Source organism: Streptosporangium lutulentum (genome assembly GCF_030811455.1).
GTDB classification, from domain to species: Bacteria; Actinomycetota; Actinomycetes; order Streptosporangiales; family Streptosporangiaceae; genus Streptosporangium; species Streptosporangium lutulentum.
Genome location: NZ_JAUSQU010000001.1, coordinates 2,545,644 through 2,563,243, shown reverse-complemented (window position 1 = coordinate 2,563,243; position 17,600 = coordinate 2,545,644). Strand labels below are relative to the sequence as shown.

At 71.0% G+C, this 17,600-nt stretch carries 14 protein-coding genes; 7 read left to right on the top strand and 7 right to left on the bottom strand.

Annotated features, from left to right (window positions below):
- Nucleotides 1-77: 77 nt before the first annotated feature.
- Nucleotides 78-467 carry a DUF6223 family protein gene (locus tag J2853_RS11020; RefSeq protein ID WP_307556980.1) on the bottom strand — a complete coding sequence of 130 codons (390 nt, stop codon included), beginning with the start codon at nt 465-467 and terminating at the stop codon, nt 78-80.
- 218 nt (nt 468-685) lie between these two features.
- Between J2853_RS11020 and J2853_RS11015 the strand changes: the two genes are divergently transcribed.
- Together J2853_RS11015 and J2853_RS11010 are read left to right on the top strand one after the other, a co-directional pair.
- Nucleotides 686-1,813, top strand: a complete 1,128-nt coding sequence (locus J2853_RS11015) for a sensor histidine kinase (protein WP_307556978.1) — start codon at nt 686-688, stop codon at nt 1,811-1,813.
- A complete protein-coding gene (locus J2853_RS11010; protein WP_307556976.1) occupies nt 1,810-2,472 on the top strand; it encodes a response regulator in 663 nt (220 codons plus the stop codon). Before J2853_RS11015 ends, J2853_RS11010 begins: the two co-directional genes overlap by 4 nt.
- A 65-nt stretch (nt 2,473-2,537) precedes the next feature.
- Here the strand turns inward: J2853_RS11010 and J2853_RS11005 are convergent, their stop codons facing one another.
- A complete protein-coding gene (locus tag J2853_RS11005; protein ID WP_307556974.1) occupies nt 2,538-3,197 on the bottom strand; it encodes a helix-turn-helix domain-containing protein in 660 nt (219 codons plus the stop codon).
- A gap of 198 nt (nt 3,198-3,395) precedes the next feature.
- On the opposite strand from J2853_RS11005, the gene J2853_RS11000 reads away from it, so the two are divergent.
- Nucleotides 3,396-4,604: a serine hydrolase domain-containing protein gene (locus J2853_RS11000; RefSeq protein ID WP_307556973.1), complete on the top strand. Its 1,209-nt coding sequence runs from the start codon at nt 3,396-3,398 to the stop codon at nt 4,602-4,604.
- Between the two features lie 84 nt (nt 4,605-4,688).
- On the opposite strand, the gene J2853_RS10995 is transcribed toward J2853_RS11000, so the two are convergent.
- The 4 genes from J2853_RS10995 to J2853_RS10980 all read right to left on the bottom strand — a co-directional run bounded on the left by J2853_RS10995 (nt 4,689) and on the right by J2853_RS10980 (nt 9,860).
- Nucleotides 4,689-5,465 (bottom strand): MerR family transcriptional regulator, encoded by a 777-nt coding sequence (locus J2853_RS10995; RefSeq protein WP_307556971.1) that lies wholly within the window; start codon nt 5,463-5,465, stop codon nt 4,689-4,691.
- Between the two features lie 236 nt (nt 5,466-5,701).
- On the bottom strand, nt 5,702-7,078 hold the full coding sequence (locus tag J2853_RS10990) for a serine hydrolase domain-containing protein (protein WP_307556970.1): 1,377 nt from the start codon (nt 7,076-7,078) through the stop codon (nt 5,702-5,704).
- A gap of 292 nt (nt 7,079-7,370) precedes the next feature.
- The gene (locus tag J2853_RS10985) at nt 7,371-8,141 is read right to left on the bottom strand and encodes an FAD-dependent monooxygenase (RefSeq protein ID WP_307556968.1); all 771 of its coding nucleotides are present in this window, start codon (nt 8,139-8,141) and stop codon (nt 7,371-7,373) included.
- Between the two features lie 168 nt (nt 8,142-8,309).
- Nucleotides 8,310-9,860 (bottom strand): FAD-dependent monooxygenase, encoded by a 1,551-nt coding sequence (locus J2853_RS10980; protein ID WP_307568648.1) that lies wholly within the window; start codon nt 9,858-9,860, stop codon nt 8,310-8,312.
- 174 nt (nt 9,861-10,034) lie between these two features.
- Here J2853_RS10980 and J2853_RS10975 point away from each other — a divergent pair, with 174 nt between their 5' ends.
- Together J2853_RS10975 and J2853_RS10970 are read left to right on the top strand one after the other, a co-directional pair.
- Nucleotides 10,035-10,376, top strand: a complete 342-nt coding sequence (locus J2853_RS10975; RefSeq protein ID WP_307556966.1) for a hypothetical protein — start codon at nt 10,035-10,037, stop codon at nt 10,374-10,376.
- On the top strand, nt 10,373-13,573 hold the full coding sequence (locus tag J2853_RS10970; RefSeq protein WP_307556964.1) for a hypothetical protein: 3,201 nt from the start codon (nt 10,373-10,375) through the stop codon (nt 13,571-13,573). Before J2853_RS10975 ends, J2853_RS10970 begins: the two co-directional genes overlap by 4 nt.
- Nucleotides 13,574-13,621: 48 nt before the next feature.
- Here J2853_RS10970 and J2853_RS10965 read toward each other — a convergent pair whose 3' ends face one another.
- The gene (locus J2853_RS10965; protein ID WP_307556962.1) at nt 13,622-14,233 is read right to left on the bottom strand and encodes a GntR family transcriptional regulator; all 612 of its coding nucleotides are present in this window, start codon (nt 14,231-14,233) and stop codon (nt 13,622-13,624) included.
- Between the two features lie 60 nt (nt 14,234-14,293).
- On the opposite strand from J2853_RS10965, the gene aceE reads away from it, so the two are divergent.
- A complete protein-coding gene (gene aceE, locus J2853_RS10960) occupies nt 14,294-16,753 on the top strand; it encodes a pyruvate dehydrogenase (acetyl-transferring), homodimeric type (RefSeq protein ID WP_307556961.1) in 2,460 nt (819 codons plus the stop codon).
- Between the two features lie 207 nt (nt 16,754-16,960).
- Complete coding sequence (locus J2853_RS10955; protein WP_307556959.1) at nt 16,961-17,575, top strand: acyl-CoA-like ligand-binding transcription factor; 615 nt, start codon at nt 16,961-16,963, stop codon at nt 17,573-17,575.
- Nucleotides 17,576-17,600 lie beyond the last annotated feature (25 nt).

Below are 17,600 nucleotides of genomic sequence, written 5' to 3'. Positions count from 1 at the left end.
CCACCTCACCGGACGGCTCGGGGTCGCCCTGCTCGCCGCCGTGCCGTCCACATGCTCGTATTCGCTGCGTCAGCCGGTCAGCCGGCGCGGCGGGAACGGGCCAGAGCGAGCCCGGCGAGGGCCATGGCGATCAGCCCCACTGCCAGGGCCAGGTAGCCCCCGACTATTCCGTAGCCGGTGCCGGGGCCGCCGTCGGCGGCGGCTACGACCAGCCCCCCGGCGACCGCGCCGGCCAGCCCCGCCGCCAGGGCCACGACGGCTCCCCTTCGCCCGTTTCCGGTGCCGATGCGGCCGGTGGAGCGGGCCAGAGCGAGCCCGCCGACGACCGCGCCGGCCAGTCCCAGCAGTGCGGCCACCAGGGACCAGAGACGCCCGGCGGTCAGGGCGTAGGCACTGACGGGATCCGGCTGGGCCAGGACGTGCGCGGTCGCCGGTGTGGCGGCGGCGAGCAGATGACGGATGGACATGAGGCGCTCCTTCTTCTCCTACGACGGGACACCGCCTGATCATGTCTGCCGGACCCGCCGCCGGTCGTCCGGCGGGGGTGGGCATTTCGCGCTGCCGCCGACGCCGTAGCCGGCTGCCGCGGACGCCGCAGGAGCCGCGGAAGTACCGCGTGTGCGGTAGTCCGTCGATAATCCGTGCGCGGGATTCGCCCGCGCGAACATCCGGCTAGGGTGCGCGCATGAGGACAGGACGGCTCCGTGTCCGGGCCGGTGTCACAGACTGGGTGATCGCCGTCGGCGTGGCGGCGACGCTGCTGGTCACCGGGCTGTCCGGGCAGCACTCCGCCACCTACCTCGACCTGTTCGGCTTCGCACTGCTGGCGGCCGGCGGCCTGGGGCTGGTCGCGCGTCGCCGGGCTCCGGTTCTCGTCCTGGCTGTCACCGGGCTGTGCGCGGTGGGTTACCAGGCGGCCGGTTTCGACGTGCCCGCCGTCGCGTACCTGTTCGCGGTGTACGCGGCCGTGCGGGCGGGCCACCGCACCGTCACGGTGGTGGCGAGTGTGACCATGCTGGCCGTTCTCCCCCTCGCGGCCCTGGCCTCGGGCCTGCACGACACGGGCGCGGCGTTCGCGCAGGCGCGGGGCGCCCTCGAACTGGCCTGGCTGATCGCGGCCGGCGCCGCGGGTGAAGCGCTGCGGCAGGCCGAGCGGCGGGCGGACGAGGCCGAGCGCACTCGGGAGGAGACCGCGCGGCGCCGTGCCGACGAGGAGCGGCTGCACATCGCGCGGGAGTTACATGATTCGCTCACCCACCAGATCTCCGTCATCAAGGTGCAGGCCGAAGTCGCCGTCCACGTGGCCCGCAAGCGGGGCGAAGAGGTGCCGGAGGCCCTGCTGGCGATCAGGGAGGCCGGTCGTGAGGCGGCCCGGGAACTGCGCGCGACCCTGGAGGCGCTGCGCGATGACGACACGACCCCGCCGCGTGGGCTCGACCACGTCGCCGAACTGGTGGAACGGGCTCGGACGACCGGCCTGGACGCGACGTTGACGATCGAGGGACAACGCCATGACGTGCCGGCCGCGGTGGACCGGACCGTTTACCGGATCGTTCAGGAGTCGCTGACCAACATCGCCCGTCACGCCTCCGCGGCTACGGCGTCGGTCCGGATCGACTACCGTCCCGACGTCCTCGCGATACGTATCGACGACGACGGCGGGGCCACACCGGACACCGCCACCGTGCCCGGCGTCGGGCTGCTCGGGATGCGCGAGCGGGTCACCGCCCTCGGCGGTCGCCTGCGGGCGGCACCGCGCAGCGAGGGCGGCTTCACCGTCCACGCCGAACTTCCCGTGGACCGAACGTCATGATCCGTGTCCTGCTGGTCGACGACCAGTCGCTCCTGCGCAGCGGATTCCGCGCGCTCCTCGACCTCGAAGACGACATCGAGGTGGTGGCGGAGGCCGCCGACGGGAAGGCGGGTCTGGCTCTGGCCAGGGAGCACCTGCCCGACGTCGCGCTCCTCGATATCCAGATGCCGGTCATGGACGGCATCGAGGCGACCCGGCGCATCGCCGCGGACCCGGCCCTGGCCGGGGTGCACGTCGTCATCCTGACCAACTACGGCTTGGACGAATACGTCTTCAACGCGCTGCGCGCCGGCGCCGCCGGATTCCTGGTCAAAGACATCGTGCCAGAAGACTTCCTGCACGCCGTACGCGTCGCCGCACGCGGTGACGCGCTGCTCGCCCCGTCGATCACCCGCAAACTGATCGACCGGTACATCACCCAGCCGCTCGGCACCGGCGCCGGCACGGGGCTGGAAGAGCTGACCAACCGCGAGCGCGAGGCCGTGGTCCTGGTCGCGCAGGGCCTGTCCAACGACCAGATCGCCGACCGCATGGTGATCAGCTCACTGACCGCGAAAACCCACATCAACCGGGCCATGACCAAGCTCCATGCCCGTGACCGTGCCCAACTCGTGGTCCTCGCCTACGAATCCGGCCTGGTGGCCCCACGCGGCTCCTGACATCCCCGGTCCGGTACAGCCTGCCCGCGAGCTCTTCGGCCGTCTGGGCGGGTCGCTGAGTCCCGTCACCTCAGGAGGGGGCGCCAGCGGTCGGCCGATTCCATGATGTCCAGGCTGACGCGTTCCAGGTACGCCGCCGTCTTGGCCAGCCGCTGCCCCACGGGGCTGTCGAGCCCGTAGTTCTCGGCCGCCGCCATCGCGGCCCGCGCCGACTCGAGTGTCTGCCGCTCACTGATCATGATCGCGTGGTACCAGGCGTCGTCGTCGATCACGTAGATGTCGCGACGCCGCTGCGGATCGCGCTCGCGCCGGACGAATCCCTGCTGGAGCAGGTAGTTCACGGCCACGGAGACGGAGGCCGGGCTGACCTTCAGCCTGTGGGTCAGCTCGGCCGCGGTGCGCCTGCCGTCCTCGGACAGCATCAGGTCGTGGTGCACGCGCGCGGTTATCGTCGGCATCCCCGCTCTGATCGCCCTTTCGAGGAGTTCCTCTTCCGCCAGGCCGTCCGGCGGTGTGTCCGCGCGCGGGGGTGCCGGCGTGCCGCGCCGAGCTCGCTGGATCGTCGCCTGGTGTGCCTGCTGGGGCCGGTAGCCGGCGGGGCCGCCGTTGCGTGTGATCTCCCGGGTGATCGTCGAGGTCGGCCGGTCGAGCCGCCTGGCGATCTCGGCGTAGGAGAGTCCGTCGGTGAGTCCGGCCGCGATGCGCTGGCGGTCCTGCTGGGTCAATCGTCCTCCTGGCATGCCGTCAGTATTGCCTTCGCCGTCACCCATTGCAACTCTTCGTTGCATTCGAACCCAGCGTCATTGCACCAATTTATCAGCATTTACCTGGGAAAATCTATTTCCATTAATTGACGAAATTATGAACGCAACATAGCGTTCGATCTGAGCAAAACACGTACTGTCGCGAATTGAGGAACGACCATGAATGAATCCCTCCACACCACCGAGAACACCGGCGCCCGGACGCCACAGGTCTCCCGGCCGGTGGCGGTCACAGCGCCGGCGGCCGCGCCCGCTTCGGCCACGGCAGGCAGCACGGCCACGCCGAAGGCCGCTGCCGGACAGGACCGCCCGGAGCTGCAGAAGGCCATCCAGGCGGTCGTCGATCTCGGTTTCGCCGGGGTGCAGATGCGCGTGAACGATGAGCGGGGCGAGTGGGTCGGCAGCGCCGGGGTGCGCAAGCTGGGCGAGACCGCCAAGCCGCCGACGGACGGGCACTTCCGGGTGGGCAGCAGCACCAAGACCTTCGTCGCGACCGTGGTGTTGCAACTGGTGGCCGACGGCGAGATCGGACTGGACGCCCCGGTGGCCGACCACCTGCCCGAGTTCAAGCTGGACCGGCGGATCACGGTGCGGATGCTGCTGCAGCACACCAGCGGGTTGTACGCCTACACCGGCGAGTTCCGCCCTGACGGGACGGTCGAGCCGGGGATCCCCGCGGGGGGCCAGGAGTGGGTGGACAACCGGTTCAAGACCTATCAGCCGGAGGAGCTGGTGCGGTTCGCGTTGTCCAGGCCGGCGCGGTTCGAGCCGGGGGCGAGCTGGAGCTACTCCAACACCAACTACACGCTGGCCCAGCTGCTGATCGAGAAGGTCACCGGCCACTCGATCGCCGAGGAGATGAAGCGGCGGATCCTGGATCCGCTCAAGCTGCGAGGCACCGTGCTGCCGGGCGCCTCGCCGGAGCTCCCCGGGCCGCACGCCCACGGCTACCACCGCTACCAAGACGCCGCCGACCAGTGGAAGGTGATCGACGTCACCCGCCAGAACCCCTCCATGGTGGCCGCCGCCGGTGACATGATCTCGACCACCCAGGACCTCCACACGTTCTTCTCCGCGCTGAACAGCGGCAAGCTCCTGCCGGCCCGGCTGCTGGCCGAGATGCGCAAGCCGCATCCCGAGAGCGGTGCCCTCGTCTACGGCCTGGGGGTGTCCGTGCAGGACCTGGGCCCGGACCGCGGCATCGTCCTCCATCACAACGGCAGCACCGCGGGGGGCTACGTGTCGGCGATGTACGGCACGCCCGACGGCAAGAAGACCCTGACCGCCTCGATCACCTACGGGGACGCCGCACCCGACCTGGCGGCGTTCCCGAAGGTGCTGGACACGCTCCTCAAGGAGGTGTTCTGACGCCGGCGGGCGTGCCGCCGCGTCTGATGCGGCCGCGAGGCACCCAGCCGGTGATCAAGACGTGGAAGGAGGTGCCACGCGGGTTCACCCGCCCGCCTCGCGCCCTTTGATGATCTCGGTGAGCCGGTTCCAGGCCGGCGAGGCCGACGTCGTGACCAGCTGGGTGATGGCCGGGCTCTGGACCGGCTGCTCTCCGTCCTCGGAGGTGCCGTGCCGGTTGGCGATCCACCGTTGGGTGCGATCGGCCAGCGTGGAGAGGCGCGGGTCGTCCGGGGACCAGTCGAACGCCGCGTCGTAGCCGAGGTAGATGGCGCGAAACTCCGGATCGCCGATCGCGTCGCGTTTGTCGGCGATCCAGATGGCCGCCTCGTCCGGCGAGACCGACTGCAGCAGGATCCAGCCGTCGCGTTCCACCTGCACGGTGCGCCGGCTGACGCCGAGCTCATGCAGTCGCTCGAGGTAGTCGGCGACCTCGGCGGAGACGAACAGCCGGTCACCGGCGTTGAGCCGGGCGATCCGCTCGCGGGCGCGGAGGAGTTCCTCGGCTCGTGCCCGCAGGTTTCGGTCGATCTCGGCGATCGCCGCGGCGAATCGGTCGGGGTCGGCGGCGAGCAGCTCGTTGATGCGGGCGAGCGGCACTCCGGCCTCGGCGAGCGTTTTGATCTTGACGAGGTCGATGGCGTGCTGGGCGCTGTAGCGCCGGTAGCCCGACGAGTCGCGCGGCGGCTCGGCGAGCAGGCCACGCTGGTGGTAGTGGCGGATGGCCTTGATGGTCACGCCCGCGTAGTCGGCGAGCCGGCCGATGGTGATCATGTGCTTTGGTTTCCCTTCGACCAGCTCGCCGCCCAAGACGTTCATCATGCCAGCGGGTACCGCGGCGAAGCACGGCCTTCAGGCCCACAGGTAGCCCGCGTGCACGCCGCCGGCGCGGGTTCGTCCCTGCCGGTGTGCCGATCGCCTCGGCGATCCACGCGGATGGGAGCCCCTCGGGGGTCGGCCGATTGACCGGATGGCCGTCTCGTTCGGGGCCCGTCCGAGAACCCGGAAGCGACGCTTGAGGTCCCGGCCGTGCGTGACCGGATACCGGGCTTCGCCCATCAGCCCGACGCGACCCGGTTGGCCGTCCGGCCGGCCAGGTCGATTCCCACGACCGCGCTCCCGGCGCGGGTGAAGAAGCCGCGCTGCCCCTTCAAGCCGCCTTCCGTGATGATGTACTCGTCGCCGTCGCCGGGCAGCAGGCCCATGGCGGCCGGCGGGTAGTCCGGGGGTAGTTCGCTGTCCGACGCAGCCCGGATCTCCGGTTTGATCCCGGCCCCGAGCGTCAGCCCTGCCCCGTCCGTGCCGATGGTGAGCGTCATGGCGTCGGTCTCGTACCTGCCGACGAGCTCCCGAGCCCGCGCCGGGTCATAGGGCAACGGCTCCGGGTCGCGGTCGACCACCCCCAGGTAGTGCTCGAGCGCCCAGCGGACGACGGCCTGGTTGAAGGGGATGCCGTCGGGGCCGGCGTTGGACAACGAGACGACGGCGAAATCGCGTTCCGGCACGGTGAGCAGTTCGGCGAACTGGCCGTTGGCCGACCCGCCGTGCCCGACGGTGCGGACGCCGTCCACCCCGCGCAGGAACCAGCAGATGCCGAAGGCGTCGCCGAGCGTGCTGCCACGCAACTCCACGGTCCGCTGCTTCATCCGGTGCAGCGCCTCAGCGGGCAGAACACGCTCACCGCTCTCGGCGCGGCCGTCACCGAGATGGAACCGGGCCCAGCGAATCTGGTCTGCCACCGAGGACATGAGGCCGCCGCCGGGATTGTTGCCGCGCCAGCGCTTCCACAGCCGCGCGACGGACGGCGTTCCGTCCTCGCCGGGGTTGTGCCCCACGGCGAACCGCCGGGTCATGACATCTCCAGGTGTGAAGAAACTGTGCGACAACCCCAGCGGCTCCAAGACGAGCGAGGCGACGGCCCGCTCGTACGTCAGGCCCGTGACCTCCTCGATGACCCGCCCGGCCAGGTTGTAGCCCGCCTGGCTGTAGGAGGCCCGGGCGCCGGGCGGCGCGATCAGCTCCAACTCGGCCATCTTCGCCACATAACCGGCCAGGGCGTCGTCCCCCTCACCGGTGTCGACGATGACCCCCCAGCCCAGCCCCGCGGTGTGGTTGAGCAGGTTCAACACGGTGACCTCGGCCGCGGCCCGCTCGTCCGCGAGCGTGAGCTCGGGAACATAGCGGCGCACCGGCGCGTCCAGCTCGATCCGCCCCTCCGCGACCAGGCGCATCAGCGCGGTCGCGGTATAGGTCTTCGTGATCGAGCCCAGCTCGTACAGCGTCTCCCGGTCAACGGGCAGCGGGTTGTCGACGCTCGTCACGCCGTGGCACGCGTAAATCTCCTGACCGTCCGCCCACACCCCGACGGCAACGCCGGGGATGCCGAACTTCGTGGCCGTCGCCTCGACGAACTCGGACAGCGTCTCGTGTGACATTCCATTCCCCTTTTCGCTTTGTGGCGCTCGACTCCGCTTGGTGACGCGCTCGACGCCGAGGGTCCTCGCGCGGTCTCCGCAGCGATTCGCACCCTGTTCAAGCGCGTTCATGCCACAACCCTCGAACCCTGACCCAGGGTCAACGTCAAGCCCTTGTCGTGACTTTTCCTCGCGCCATCCCAAGCTGAAGGTCGCCTCGCCGACGGGCAGCCACTCTCGCCCGCCGACCGGGCCTCCTCCTCCCGAACGTGTTCCCAGCCGCCAACCGCCGCCGCTCGCACGCGACCACCTCTCAGGACTGAGGAACCGGTGCGTCCCAGTCGATGCGGTGCCCGTACAGCCAGTCCGTACCGGACTCGCTCGGCTTGAACAGCTTGAAGACCATCGGCAGCACGTGCCGCATGACCGGCCCGAGCGACTTGCCGTCGCCGTTGCGCTTCCCTTGCGCCACCACGCGTTCGACCCGCTTGCGGCGCAGCGACTCGTACCTGGCGAACGCGTCGGGCACGCCGGTGGCGTCGCGCAGGCACCTCGCGAGGGTCACGGCGTCCTCGATCGCCATCGAGGCGCCCTGACCCGACGCGGGTGAGGTGGCGTGCGCGGCGTCCCCGATGATCACCATCCGGTCGCGGTGCCACGTCGGCACCTTCGGGAAGTCGTAGGTGTTCCAGCCGGCGAAGAGCTCCTCCGACGCGCTGACCAGGTCGCGAGCGATGCCGTTCTCCTTCTCGAACAGCTCGAGCATGCGCGACCGCCACGGGATCGCGGCCAGCTCGGCCTTCGACAGCTCACGTGGCTGGCGCGGGTTCGCGAACCACCACACGTCGCCGTTCGGGTGCGCGACGTAGGAGTAGAAGATCGACCGCCCGAAGACCATGTGCATGTGGCCGGGCTCGGCGTCGAGCCGCAGGCCCTTGGCGTACCCGCCCGCGTTGAGCAGCGGCACGTACCGCGGCGCCGGCGCCTTCGGGTCGATGATCGTGCGGGCGGCCGAGCGCAGCCCGTCGGCGCCGACAAGCAGGTCACCGTGCGCGGTGGTGCCGTCTGCGAAGGTCGCGGTCACCCCGTTGGCCGACTTCCAATGTAAATGATCTTGAATCCAACCCGATGCCTTTACAATGTAGATTAATAAGTGGACTTCATCCACCCGCACCCACAGGAAACGATTCCGATGCTCGACGTGAACGGCACCGCTGACCCGCATGCACGGCGTCGATCCCCTTCATCCACCTCACAAGCCCAGTGCCCTTCGCAGCGCCGCGGCGACCGATGCGGGGCCGGCCGCCACCGCCGCGATGTGTGCGTCAGGCCTGATGACCCACACCTCCCCGGGCCTCGCGTCGAGGGCACCCGTGAGGCACAGCAGACGTACGGGGGCCGAGGTGGCCCGACGCGCGGCCTTGAGGACGGCCTCCGCGTCGACGTCGCCGGCGGCCAGCAGCAGGAATCCGTCGCGCGCCACCTCGCGTAACCGGGTCGCGGGGCTGCCGGTGATCGAGACGGGCGCATCGGGGAGGATCACGCCGGGGACCGGGGCCGGCGTCGCGCCCCGGGGCGGTCGACCGGTGAACGGCCGGGTGGGGTCGGGGGTCGTCAGCGGCGAGTCCACATACCAGAACGGCTCGGCCAGGCGGCCCGAGTCGACCGCGGCGCGCGCCTCCGGGTCGACGTGGGCCGCTTCCAGTGTGGAGAGGCGATGGCGGTGACCGTCCTCGTCACCGGGCACCAGGAAACGCATGGTGGCGGTGGTGACGTCGAGGTTCTCCAGCGCCGCGGCGTGCCGTTCGGCGTGGTAGCTGTCGAGCAGCGCCTCCCCGGCCCAGCCGTTGAGCACGAACGCGAGCTTCCAGGCGGCGTTCTCGGCGTCCTGCACGCCGGAGTTCAGGCCGCGGGCGCCGAAGGGGGAGAACAGGTGCGCGAGATCCCCGGCGAGCAGGACCCGGCCGACGCGCATTCGATCGACGAGGCGGGAGTGGAAGCGGTAGACCGAGCTCCACACCACCTCGTAGGGCCGGTCGCCGATGATGGCGCGGATCCTGGCGTCACGGGCACCCCTGTCCGTCTCGGAGCGCTCGTCGTAGTCGGCGGGGACCTGCCAGTCGATGCGGAACGTCGAGTCCGGGCAGGGGTGGATGAGCACCTGGCGGCCGGGATTCCACGGCGGGTCGAAGTAGAAACGCCGCTCGGTGGCCCAGTCGGGCAGGTCGGTACGGATGTCGCAGATCAGGAACCGGTCGTCGAAGGAGTGCCCGTCAAAGCGCACGCCGAGCATCCGGCGTACGTCCTCGCCCTTCGCGCCGGCGCAGGCCAGCGCGTAGGCGGCGCGCACGCCGACCTCGCCGGAGGCGGTCCGGCACGTCACCGTCACGCCGCCGCCGTCCTGGACGACGGCGGTGACGCGATGGTCCCAGCGCGCCTCGATCAGTGGCTGGGCGGTGATGTGCTCGTCGAGGAGTTGCTCGGTGCGGCTCTGGGAGATGTTGACGAACGGGGGGAACGCGGGCGGGCCGGCCTCGGCGTGACCGTAGCCGAACAGCTCGCGGTCACGGTAGAAGGTGCGGGAGGTGGTCCAGGTCAGTCCCTCGTCCGCGATGCGCCGTCCCGCACCGACGGCTTCCCAGATGTCGAGCACGTCGCGCTGCTGGACGATCGCCTTGGAGCCGGCCGCGTCGCGGTGCGGGCGCTGATCCAGCAGCATGACGGAGACGCCCCACCGGGCCAGCAACAGTGCGGCGGTCTGTCCCACCGGACCGTTGCCCAGTACGGCCACCTGGGTGTCCATCTGCGTCACCGGCTCAGTCTTGCAGCCGGTTCCGGATTTCGCGGTCGCGCTGGACCGTCGAAACCGCGTGTCACCCGATGCCGGACGACTCGTCCCGGAGACCGGAGACGGCGAAGGGCAGGCGGCGAGATCCGCCGCGCCGGTTTGTCGGTCGGGTGATCTAATGTCCCGGCCATGACTCCAGCGACGCAGGCGTACACGTACGCCGCGCCCTCCCCCCTTGTCGACGGTCGTCTCGGATCGGCGGCCTCCGGCGGGCGGGCCCTGTCCCGTCCGGCCGTGGCCCCCCGGTTCCTCAGCGGCGTGGTGACCCGGGCGGCCCCCGCCGCGGCGGCCCTGCCCGGCGTCGCCGACGTGGCGCCGGCCCACCACCAGCCGCAGGCGCGGCCCGGCTGGGTGCGCGACCCGGTGGTGACGTGCGACGGAGACCGGTCGCGGTTCGAGTCGTTCCCGGCCTGTGTCCACGTGCCGGCCGCCCGGATCGTCGCCCGCGCCGCCGTGGAGGTCTCCCGATGACGCTCTGGACGGAGATCTGTGACCTGGTCACCCGCAACCAGGTCACCCGCCTGGCCGACCGGCTGGTCACGCTCACCGAGGAGGAGCGCGCCGAGCTGGGCGGGCGGTTGCCCGGCCTCGTCAAGGAGCTGCGCCGTGTCCGCACCGAGCAGGTGCGCGCCCATCATCCCGACGACTTCGAGGAGATGGCCTCCTGGGAGGTCGGTGACCTGCTCGACGAACTGGCAGGCGCGCTGCTGCTGACCGGTGTCGGCGTCATCACCGGCCCGGCGGCCGCGGTGACGTGGATGACCGGCCGCGACGTCAACCGCCGCTGGGCCGAGGACCCCGACGTCGCCCAGGTGTGCCGGGTGGTGGCCACCCGCCCCCGGGAGTGGCGTCGTGATGTCGCGGTCCGGCTGGCCCGGCGGGTGCGCCGTCCCGCCGACCGCATCGCGCCGCTGGCCGTGGCGCTGCTGCGTGAGTCCGGCGCCGTGCCGCCCGACCACGACCCGCTGGTGGCCGCCTGGCTGGCCGCGCCGAGCGTGGCCGCTGACCCGCTGACCCCCGTGCTGCTGCCCCGTGTCTTCGACGCCGACGGCGCGGGCCGCGCCCTCCGTGACGAGCGGCTGGAGCCCCGGCCGACCCGCTGGCTGGCCGCCGCCGCCCGCGAGCTGCCCAGGGAGCAGGTGCTCGACGGTTGCGTGAGCCGTTTCCTGCGCGGCGGCGAGGCGCAGGACCTGCGGTTCTTCGTCCGGCTACACCTGCTCCTCGACCCCACGCCCGCGGAGTCCGCGCCCCGCCTGCGCGACTACCTGCGATTGCTGCCGTCGGCTCCGGGCACGGTCGCCGAGCTGGCCGCCGGTCAGGTGCGCGGGGCGATGCCACTCGACCACGCCGACCTGGTCGAGGCGGTCGACGCGCTCACCTTCCGGGACGAGGCCAAGCTCGCCGCCACGGGCCTGCGCTGGCTCGACCAGGCGATCCGGGCCACGCCCGAGGCGGCCGCCGATTTCGTGACCGCGCTGACCACCGCGTACGCGCACAAGTCCTTCGACGTGCGCAACCGCGCGGCGGAGCTCACCCTGAAGCACGCCGAGCTGTTCGCCGATCACACCGGGGCGATCCTCGACGCGATCCCCCAGCTCCCCGCCGACATGGGCGCCAGGCTCGCCGCCCGGTTCGGCGGGGAGAGGCCCGTCGAGGAGCCGATCGAGGCCAAGGAGTTCCCGCCGCTGCCCGAGGTGCCCCCACTGGAGCGTTTCCCCGAGCCGTCGATCTCCCCGAACCACCACGAGCGGTGGATCGGCTGGGAACGCTGGATGGCGGCGTTCGTCGCCGGGGTCGCGGAGAACCGCACGAACCTGCGCCGCAGGCTGGGGCCCTCCATCGAGCAGCAGACGCGACACCGGCGGGACAGGGATGAGATCGCCGGCCCCGACGAATGGCAGGCCGTGCTGGCCGAGGAGCTCGTCGTGCCCGGCACCCTGCCGGAGATCCCCCCTGTCGGCCCGGAGAAGTTCTGGGACGACCCGAGTCACTCGATCTCGGTCCGCCCCGTCGCCCGTGGCGAGGAGATCGAGCTGGAGCCGCCGAAACGGCGGATCACGGTGGTAGGCGGCTGGCGCCCCGGCCGCTACCTCGACGACGACACCCCGCTCCGCGTCATCTTCATCACCTGGACCAGCGACGACGGCCCGGCCGGGGCCGTGGCCGTCGAGGCCGGCCGTCCGATCCCCTTCGCCAACGGCCGGGTCTACCTGTACGGACAGCCCTCCGATGACGACCGGGCACCGGACACCGGCTCCGAGGAGTATGAGGACTTCGACGACGCCGGCCCGGCTCACCGCGAGCGCCGTCCGGTGGAGCCCGGAGTCCTCTACGACGACTCGGTGGCGGCCATGCCACGGCACGGCCTGCGTCGTGCCTACGAGCGCATGGCCGACCTGGGGGTGAACCCCGACCGGATCACGGCCATGCGGAAGGGCCTGCCGGTGCCTCCGCCCGGCCCGGACGAGCCGCTCGTGGCGGTCACCGTCGGCTTCGTCCCACCCCGGTTGCGCTCCTTCCAGCCCCAGCCGCTTCCTCCCCTGCACGAGTGGCGGCGGCGGCACCGGCTCCCGCAACCGAACCGTCTCTCGCCGCCGTCCGACTTCCTCGCCAACCGCTACGCGGAGCTGTACGGGGCCCTGCGCGCCGGCACGCTGCCGCCGGTGCTGCTGGCCACGCCGACGTGGATGACCGGCCACCTCGATCCCGACGTGCTGGTCGACCGGCTGGAGACGTGCGCCGCCGCGGGCGTGGAACCGCTGCGGGCCGATCTGACACAGGCGCTGCTGCGGCTGCCCCGGGGCAGCCACCCGGCCGCCGCCGACCGGGCCGCGAAGACCGATTCCGCGGCGGCGCGCACGGCGGCCGAATGGCTGGCCGGGCAGGGTTTGCCCGACCCGGAGTGCGGTCTCCAGTGGACCCACATGGTGGACGCGTCCATGGTCGAGTTCGGCGACGGCGAACCCGAGCACTTCACCGAGGTCCGCCTGACACCGGTGCTACGGGCCACGCCCACCGGCGACGAACTGATCGACGAGGTGCTGCTGCGGCAGCCGTTCGACTGGTCGGACGAGGGCCTGGGCAGCGGGATCGGCGGGTGGCCGGCCATGCTGCCCTCGCACCGCGAGGTGGTGGCCGTGAACATGCTGCCGTTCGTGCTCCGCGACCGCTGGTACGCGAGCGTGACCCCGGCGGAACTCTCCCGCCTGGCCGCCTGCGACGGCCCCGTGGGCGAGGCGACGGCGGTGATCATCGCTTTCCTGCTGGGGAGCGGCGTGCCCGGGACGATCCCGGTGGTCCTGCGGATGGCGGCCAGAGGCGACCTGCCCGCCGAGGCGATCGGCCGTCAGCTCGCGCTGGTGCTGCGCCGCACCTGGCGGGAGACCCGCCCCGCCATCGCGGCCCTGACCGAGCTGGCCGACGCCGGCGGCCACCACGAGGTGTGGCGCGTCCTGCGCGCTCTGCTGCCCGGGATGTTGCCGGGCGAGGGGCGGCGCGTCACCGTGACCCACGCCGAACTCGTCGCCTTCGCCGCCGACGTGGCACGCTGGACCGGCGCGCGCGGGGAGGTCCCGGTCGTCGCCGAGTTCGCGCGCAGCCATCGGAAGACCCGTTTCGTCCACGAGTGCAAGCGTCTTCACGCCCAGCTCACCGGAGCCACGCCATGACCTCTGGCGACATCCGTACCGAGATCGAGGATCGGAGACCGGATGTGATCAGTTGAGCGGGGCGTAGCCGAGGATGTGGTCGCGGAGCAGGGACCCCGCGTCGGGGTCCCTGCGTTCGAACGCCGTCATGAGCGGCTCGTGGTCGGCGGCGTTCTCGCAAGGCCGCATCCGGAACAGCCGGATCGACAGGTGAGTCCACACCTCGATGCCGAGTGACTCCCACACCGCCAGGAGCACGTCGTTGCCCGAGGCCTCGACGATCTCGCGGTGGAACGCGACGCCGTGGCGTACCTGGTCGACCATGGAGGAGGCGGCCGCGGCCCGGTGCAGGCCGGCGAGGTGGACCCGCAGCGCCTCGACGGACGGGGGACGCAGCCGCACGGCCGTCTCCTCCAGGCCCGCCCGCACCTCGTAGATCTCGCGCAGGTCGGTCGCGGTGAGCCGGCGGATCCGCGCGCCCTTGTTCGGCGACGACTCGACGAGCCGGAGCGCCTCCAGCTCGCGCAACGCCTCGCGCACCGGAGCCTGGCTGACGCCCAGCTCCGCCGCCATGCGCCGTTCCACCACGCGGTCACCGGGCCCCCACCGGCCGCTGATCAGGCCGTCGAGTACGGCCTGCCGGATCTGATCACGAAGCGGGAACCGCACAACAGGTTTCACAGATCACATGATGTCAGACACAAACACCCAATGATCGATCATTGGGTGTTTAATGGTGATATGGAGAAGGATATTGACCCGCAGGAGACCGCGGAGTGGCTGGAATCGCTGGAGGCGGTCCGCCGGGCGGCAGGCCCAGAACGGGCCGAATACCTGCTGAAGCGGCTGGCCACAAGCAGCCGATATATCAACACCGTGCCGACGTCGGAGGAGCCCGGCTACCCCGGTGACCTCGAACTGGAGGAGCGGATCGCGGCCTACGACCGGTGGAACGCGGCGGCGATGATCACCAGGGGCAGCCGGCTCGGGCTCGGCGGCCATCTGGCCACCTATGCCTCGGCCGCCTGGCTGTACGAGGTCGGGTTCAACCATTTCTTCCACGGCGGTCATGACCAGGTGTACTTCCAGGGCCACGCGTCCCCGGGCATCTACGCCCGCGCGTTCCTGGAGGGACGGCTGACCGAGGGCCAGCTCGACCTGTTCCGGCGCGAGCCCGAGGGCGGGCTGCCGTCGTACCCGCACCCGCGGAGCATGCGCGAGTTCTGGCAGTTCCCCACGGTGTCCATGGGCCTCGGGCCGCTCAACGCGATCTACCAGGCCAGGTTCAACCGCTACCTGCACAACCGCGGTATCAAGGACACCTCGCTCAGCCACGTATGGGCCTTCCTCGGCGACGGCGAGATGGACGAGCCGGAGTCCACGGCGGCCATCACCCTGGCCGCCCGCGAAGGGCTGGACAACCTGACCTTCGTGATCAACTGCAACCTGCAGCGGCTCGACGGGCCGGTGCGCGGCAACACCCGCATCGTGCAGGAGCTCGAAGGCGTCTTCAGGGGCGCGGGCTGGCACGTCGTCAAGGCGCTGTGGGGCGCCGAATGGGACGGGCTGCTCGGCTCGGACGAGCTGGTGTCCCGGCTGAGCGAGATGCCGGACGGGCAGTTCCAGACCTTCGCCACCTCGACCGGAGACTACATCAGGCAGCATCTGTTCCACGGGCTGGACGTGCCGTACTCCGACGAGGACCTGCGGCGCATCGTCGGCGGCTCGCGGGCCGGCCACGAGCCGCGCAAGGTGCACGCCGCCTACCGCCGGGCCCTCGACCACCACGGCGCGCCGACGGTGATCCTCGTGCAGACCGTCAAGGGGTGGACGCTCGGGGCCGGCGTGGAGGCGCGCAACGCCAACCACCAGATGAAGAAACTCACCCAGGACGAGTTCCGGGCGCTGCGCGACCGGCTCGGGCTGCCGGTGCCGGACGAGGCACTCGACGCGGACCTGCCGCCGTACCTGCACCCCGGGGCCGACTCGCCCGAGGTCCGCTACGTGGCCGAGCGCCGCCGCGCCCTGGGCGGGCCCATCCCCAGCCGAACCGTCTCCCACCGGCCGCTGCCGGCGCCGGCCGAGCGGCCGTTCCAGTCCCTGAAGAAGGGGTCCAAGCAGCCGGTGGCCACCACGATGGCCTTCGTCCGCCTGGTCAAGGACCTCATGAAGGAGCCGGAGACCGGGCGCCGCTGGGTGCCCATCGTGCCCGACGAGGCCAGGACCTTCGGCATGGAGTCGCTGTTCCCCACCGCCAAGATCTACTCGCCGCTGGGCCAGCGTTACGAGTCGGTCGACCGGGACCTGCTACTGTCCTACCAGGAGGCGGTCGACGGCCAGCTCCTGATCGAGGGCATCACCGAGGCGGGATCGATGGCGTCGTTCACCGCCGCCGCCTCCAGCTACGCCACCCACGGCGAGGCCATGATCCCGTTCTACATCTTCTACTCGATGTTCGGCTGGCAGCGGACCGGCGACCAGATGTGGGCGCTGGCCGACCAGCTCGGCCGCGGATTCCTGATCGGTGCCACCGCGGGACGGACCACGATGACCGGCGAAGGGCTGCAGCACGCCGACGGGCACTCCCAGCTGCTCGCCTCCGCCAACCCCGCGTGTCTCGCCTACGACCCCGCCTTCGGCTACGAGGTCGCGGAGATCGTGCGCGAAGGGCTCCGGCGCATGTACGGGCCCGACGGCGAGGACGTCTTCTACTACCTCACCCTCTACAACGAGCCGCTTCCCCAGCCCGCGATGCCCGAGGGCGTGCGCGAGGGCATCCTCAAGGGCATCTACCGGTACTCCTCCGGCGGCGGCCAGGCCCATCTGCTCGCCAGCGGCACCGCGATCCACTGGGCGCTGGCCGCGCAGCGGCTGCTCCAGGAGGAGTACGGCGTGGGCGTCGACGTCTGGTCGGTCACCTCGTGGAGCGAGCTGCGCCGTGACGCGATGACCTCCACCGGAGTGCCGTACCTCCAGCAGGCCCTGGCCGGGACCGAGGGCCCGGTGATCGCGGTCAGCGACTGGATGCGCGCCGTGCCGGATCAGATCAGCCCGTGGATCGACCGGCCGTGGACCTCCCTCGGCACCGACGGGTTCGGCCTCTCCGGCACCCGGGAGTCCGTACGCGAGCACTTCGGCGTCGACCCGCGTTCGATCGCCGACACCGTGCTCAAGTCCGTCGAGGAGTCCGGCCGGCGATGACCGGCCCGGCCTTACCACCGCCGCGGCCGAGCTGTCCGGGTGTCGTCCACCTTCGCGCGGACGACACCCGGACGCCCGCCGACACGTCTCAACGGTGAAGAGGCCCAGCTCGGACAGGTGCGGTACCCAAAGCCCCATGTGTGATCTACCGCACTTCAGATACTGAAACATTGCAGATTGCGAAAGTTCATCTCTACCCTCGATATCGTGACCATCGTGGACAACGCTGACGAGCTCGGACGGAGGCACCGCAAGAAGCTCGAGACCCGTGCGGCGCTGGAGCATGCCGCCCTGACACTGGTGGCCGAGCGTGGCCTGGCGGGGGTCACGGTGGAGGACATCGCCGAGGCCGTGGACGTCTCCTCACGCACGTTCTTCAACTACTTCCCGTCCAAGGAGGACGCGCTCATCGGCCCGAGCCCGGCGTCCGCCACCGAACTGCGCGAGAGGCTGGAGGCCCTGCCCTCGGACGTGCCGGTCCTGGAGGCGCTGCGGCTGATGTCCCGGATCGAGGCCGGGCACGTCCAGGAACAGCGCGAGCAATGGCTGCTGCGGTTGAAGGTGTTCAAGCAGAACCCATCGCTACTCCCGCGTCTCGTTGTCGGCGGAACCGAGACCGAACGCGTCCTGACGTCCGCCGTCGCCCGCCGGGTCGGCGTCGAGCCAGGCACGAGCGGCTATCCCGAACTGGCCACCGCGGCGGCCATGGCGGCCTTCCGGGTGGCGATGATCCGCTGGAGCGCCGCAGACGGCAGCCCATCGCTGGCCGACCTGGTCGACGAGGCCTTTTCCCAGCTCGCGGCCGGTCTGCCCAATCCGTGACCGCACCGGTCACCCTCTTTTCGAT

What these genes read in the sequence shown, in the direction of transcription:
- J2853_RS11015 (WP_307556978.1), top strand. Translation starts at nt 686, where the DNA reads ATGAGGACAGGACGGCTCCGTGTCCGGGCCGGTGTCACAGACTGGGTG.
- J2853_RS11020 (WP_307556980.1), bottom strand. Translation starts at nt 467, where the DNA reads ATGTCCATCCGTCATCTGCTCGCCGCCGCCACACCGGCGACCGCGCAC.
- J2853_RS10980 (WP_307568648.1), bottom strand. Translation starts at nt 9,860, where the DNA reads ATGGACACCCAGGTGGCCGTACTGGGCAACGGTCCGGTGGGACAGACC.
- J2853_RS10970 (WP_307556964.1), top strand. Translation starts at nt 10,373, where the DNA reads ATGACGCTCTGGACGGAGATCTGTGACCTGGTCACCCGCAACCAGGTC.
- J2853_RS11010 (WP_307556976.1), top strand. Translation starts at nt 1,810, where the DNA reads ATGATCCGTGTCCTGCTGGTCGACGACCAGTCGCTCCTGCGCAGCGGA.
- J2853_RS10995 (WP_307556971.1), bottom strand. Translation starts at nt 5,465, where the DNA reads ATGATGAACGTCTTGGGCGGCGAGCTGGTCGAAGGGAAACCAAAGCAC.
- J2853_RS10990 (WP_307556970.1), bottom strand. Translation starts at nt 7,078, where the DNA reads ATGTCACACGAGACGCTGTCCGAGTTCGTCGAGGCGACGGCCACGAAG.
- J2853_RS10975 (WP_307556966.1), top strand. Translation starts at nt 10,035, where the DNA reads ATGACTCCAGCGACGCAGGCGTACACGTACGCCGCGCCCTCCCCCCTT.
- J2853_RS11000 (WP_307556973.1), top strand. Translation starts at nt 3,396, where the DNA reads ATGAATGAATCCCTCCACACCACCGAGAACACCGGCGCCCGGACGCCA.
- aceE (WP_307556961.1), top strand. Translation starts at nt 14,294, where the DNA reads ATGGAGAAGGATATTGACCCGCAGGAGACCGCGGAGTGGCTGGAATCG.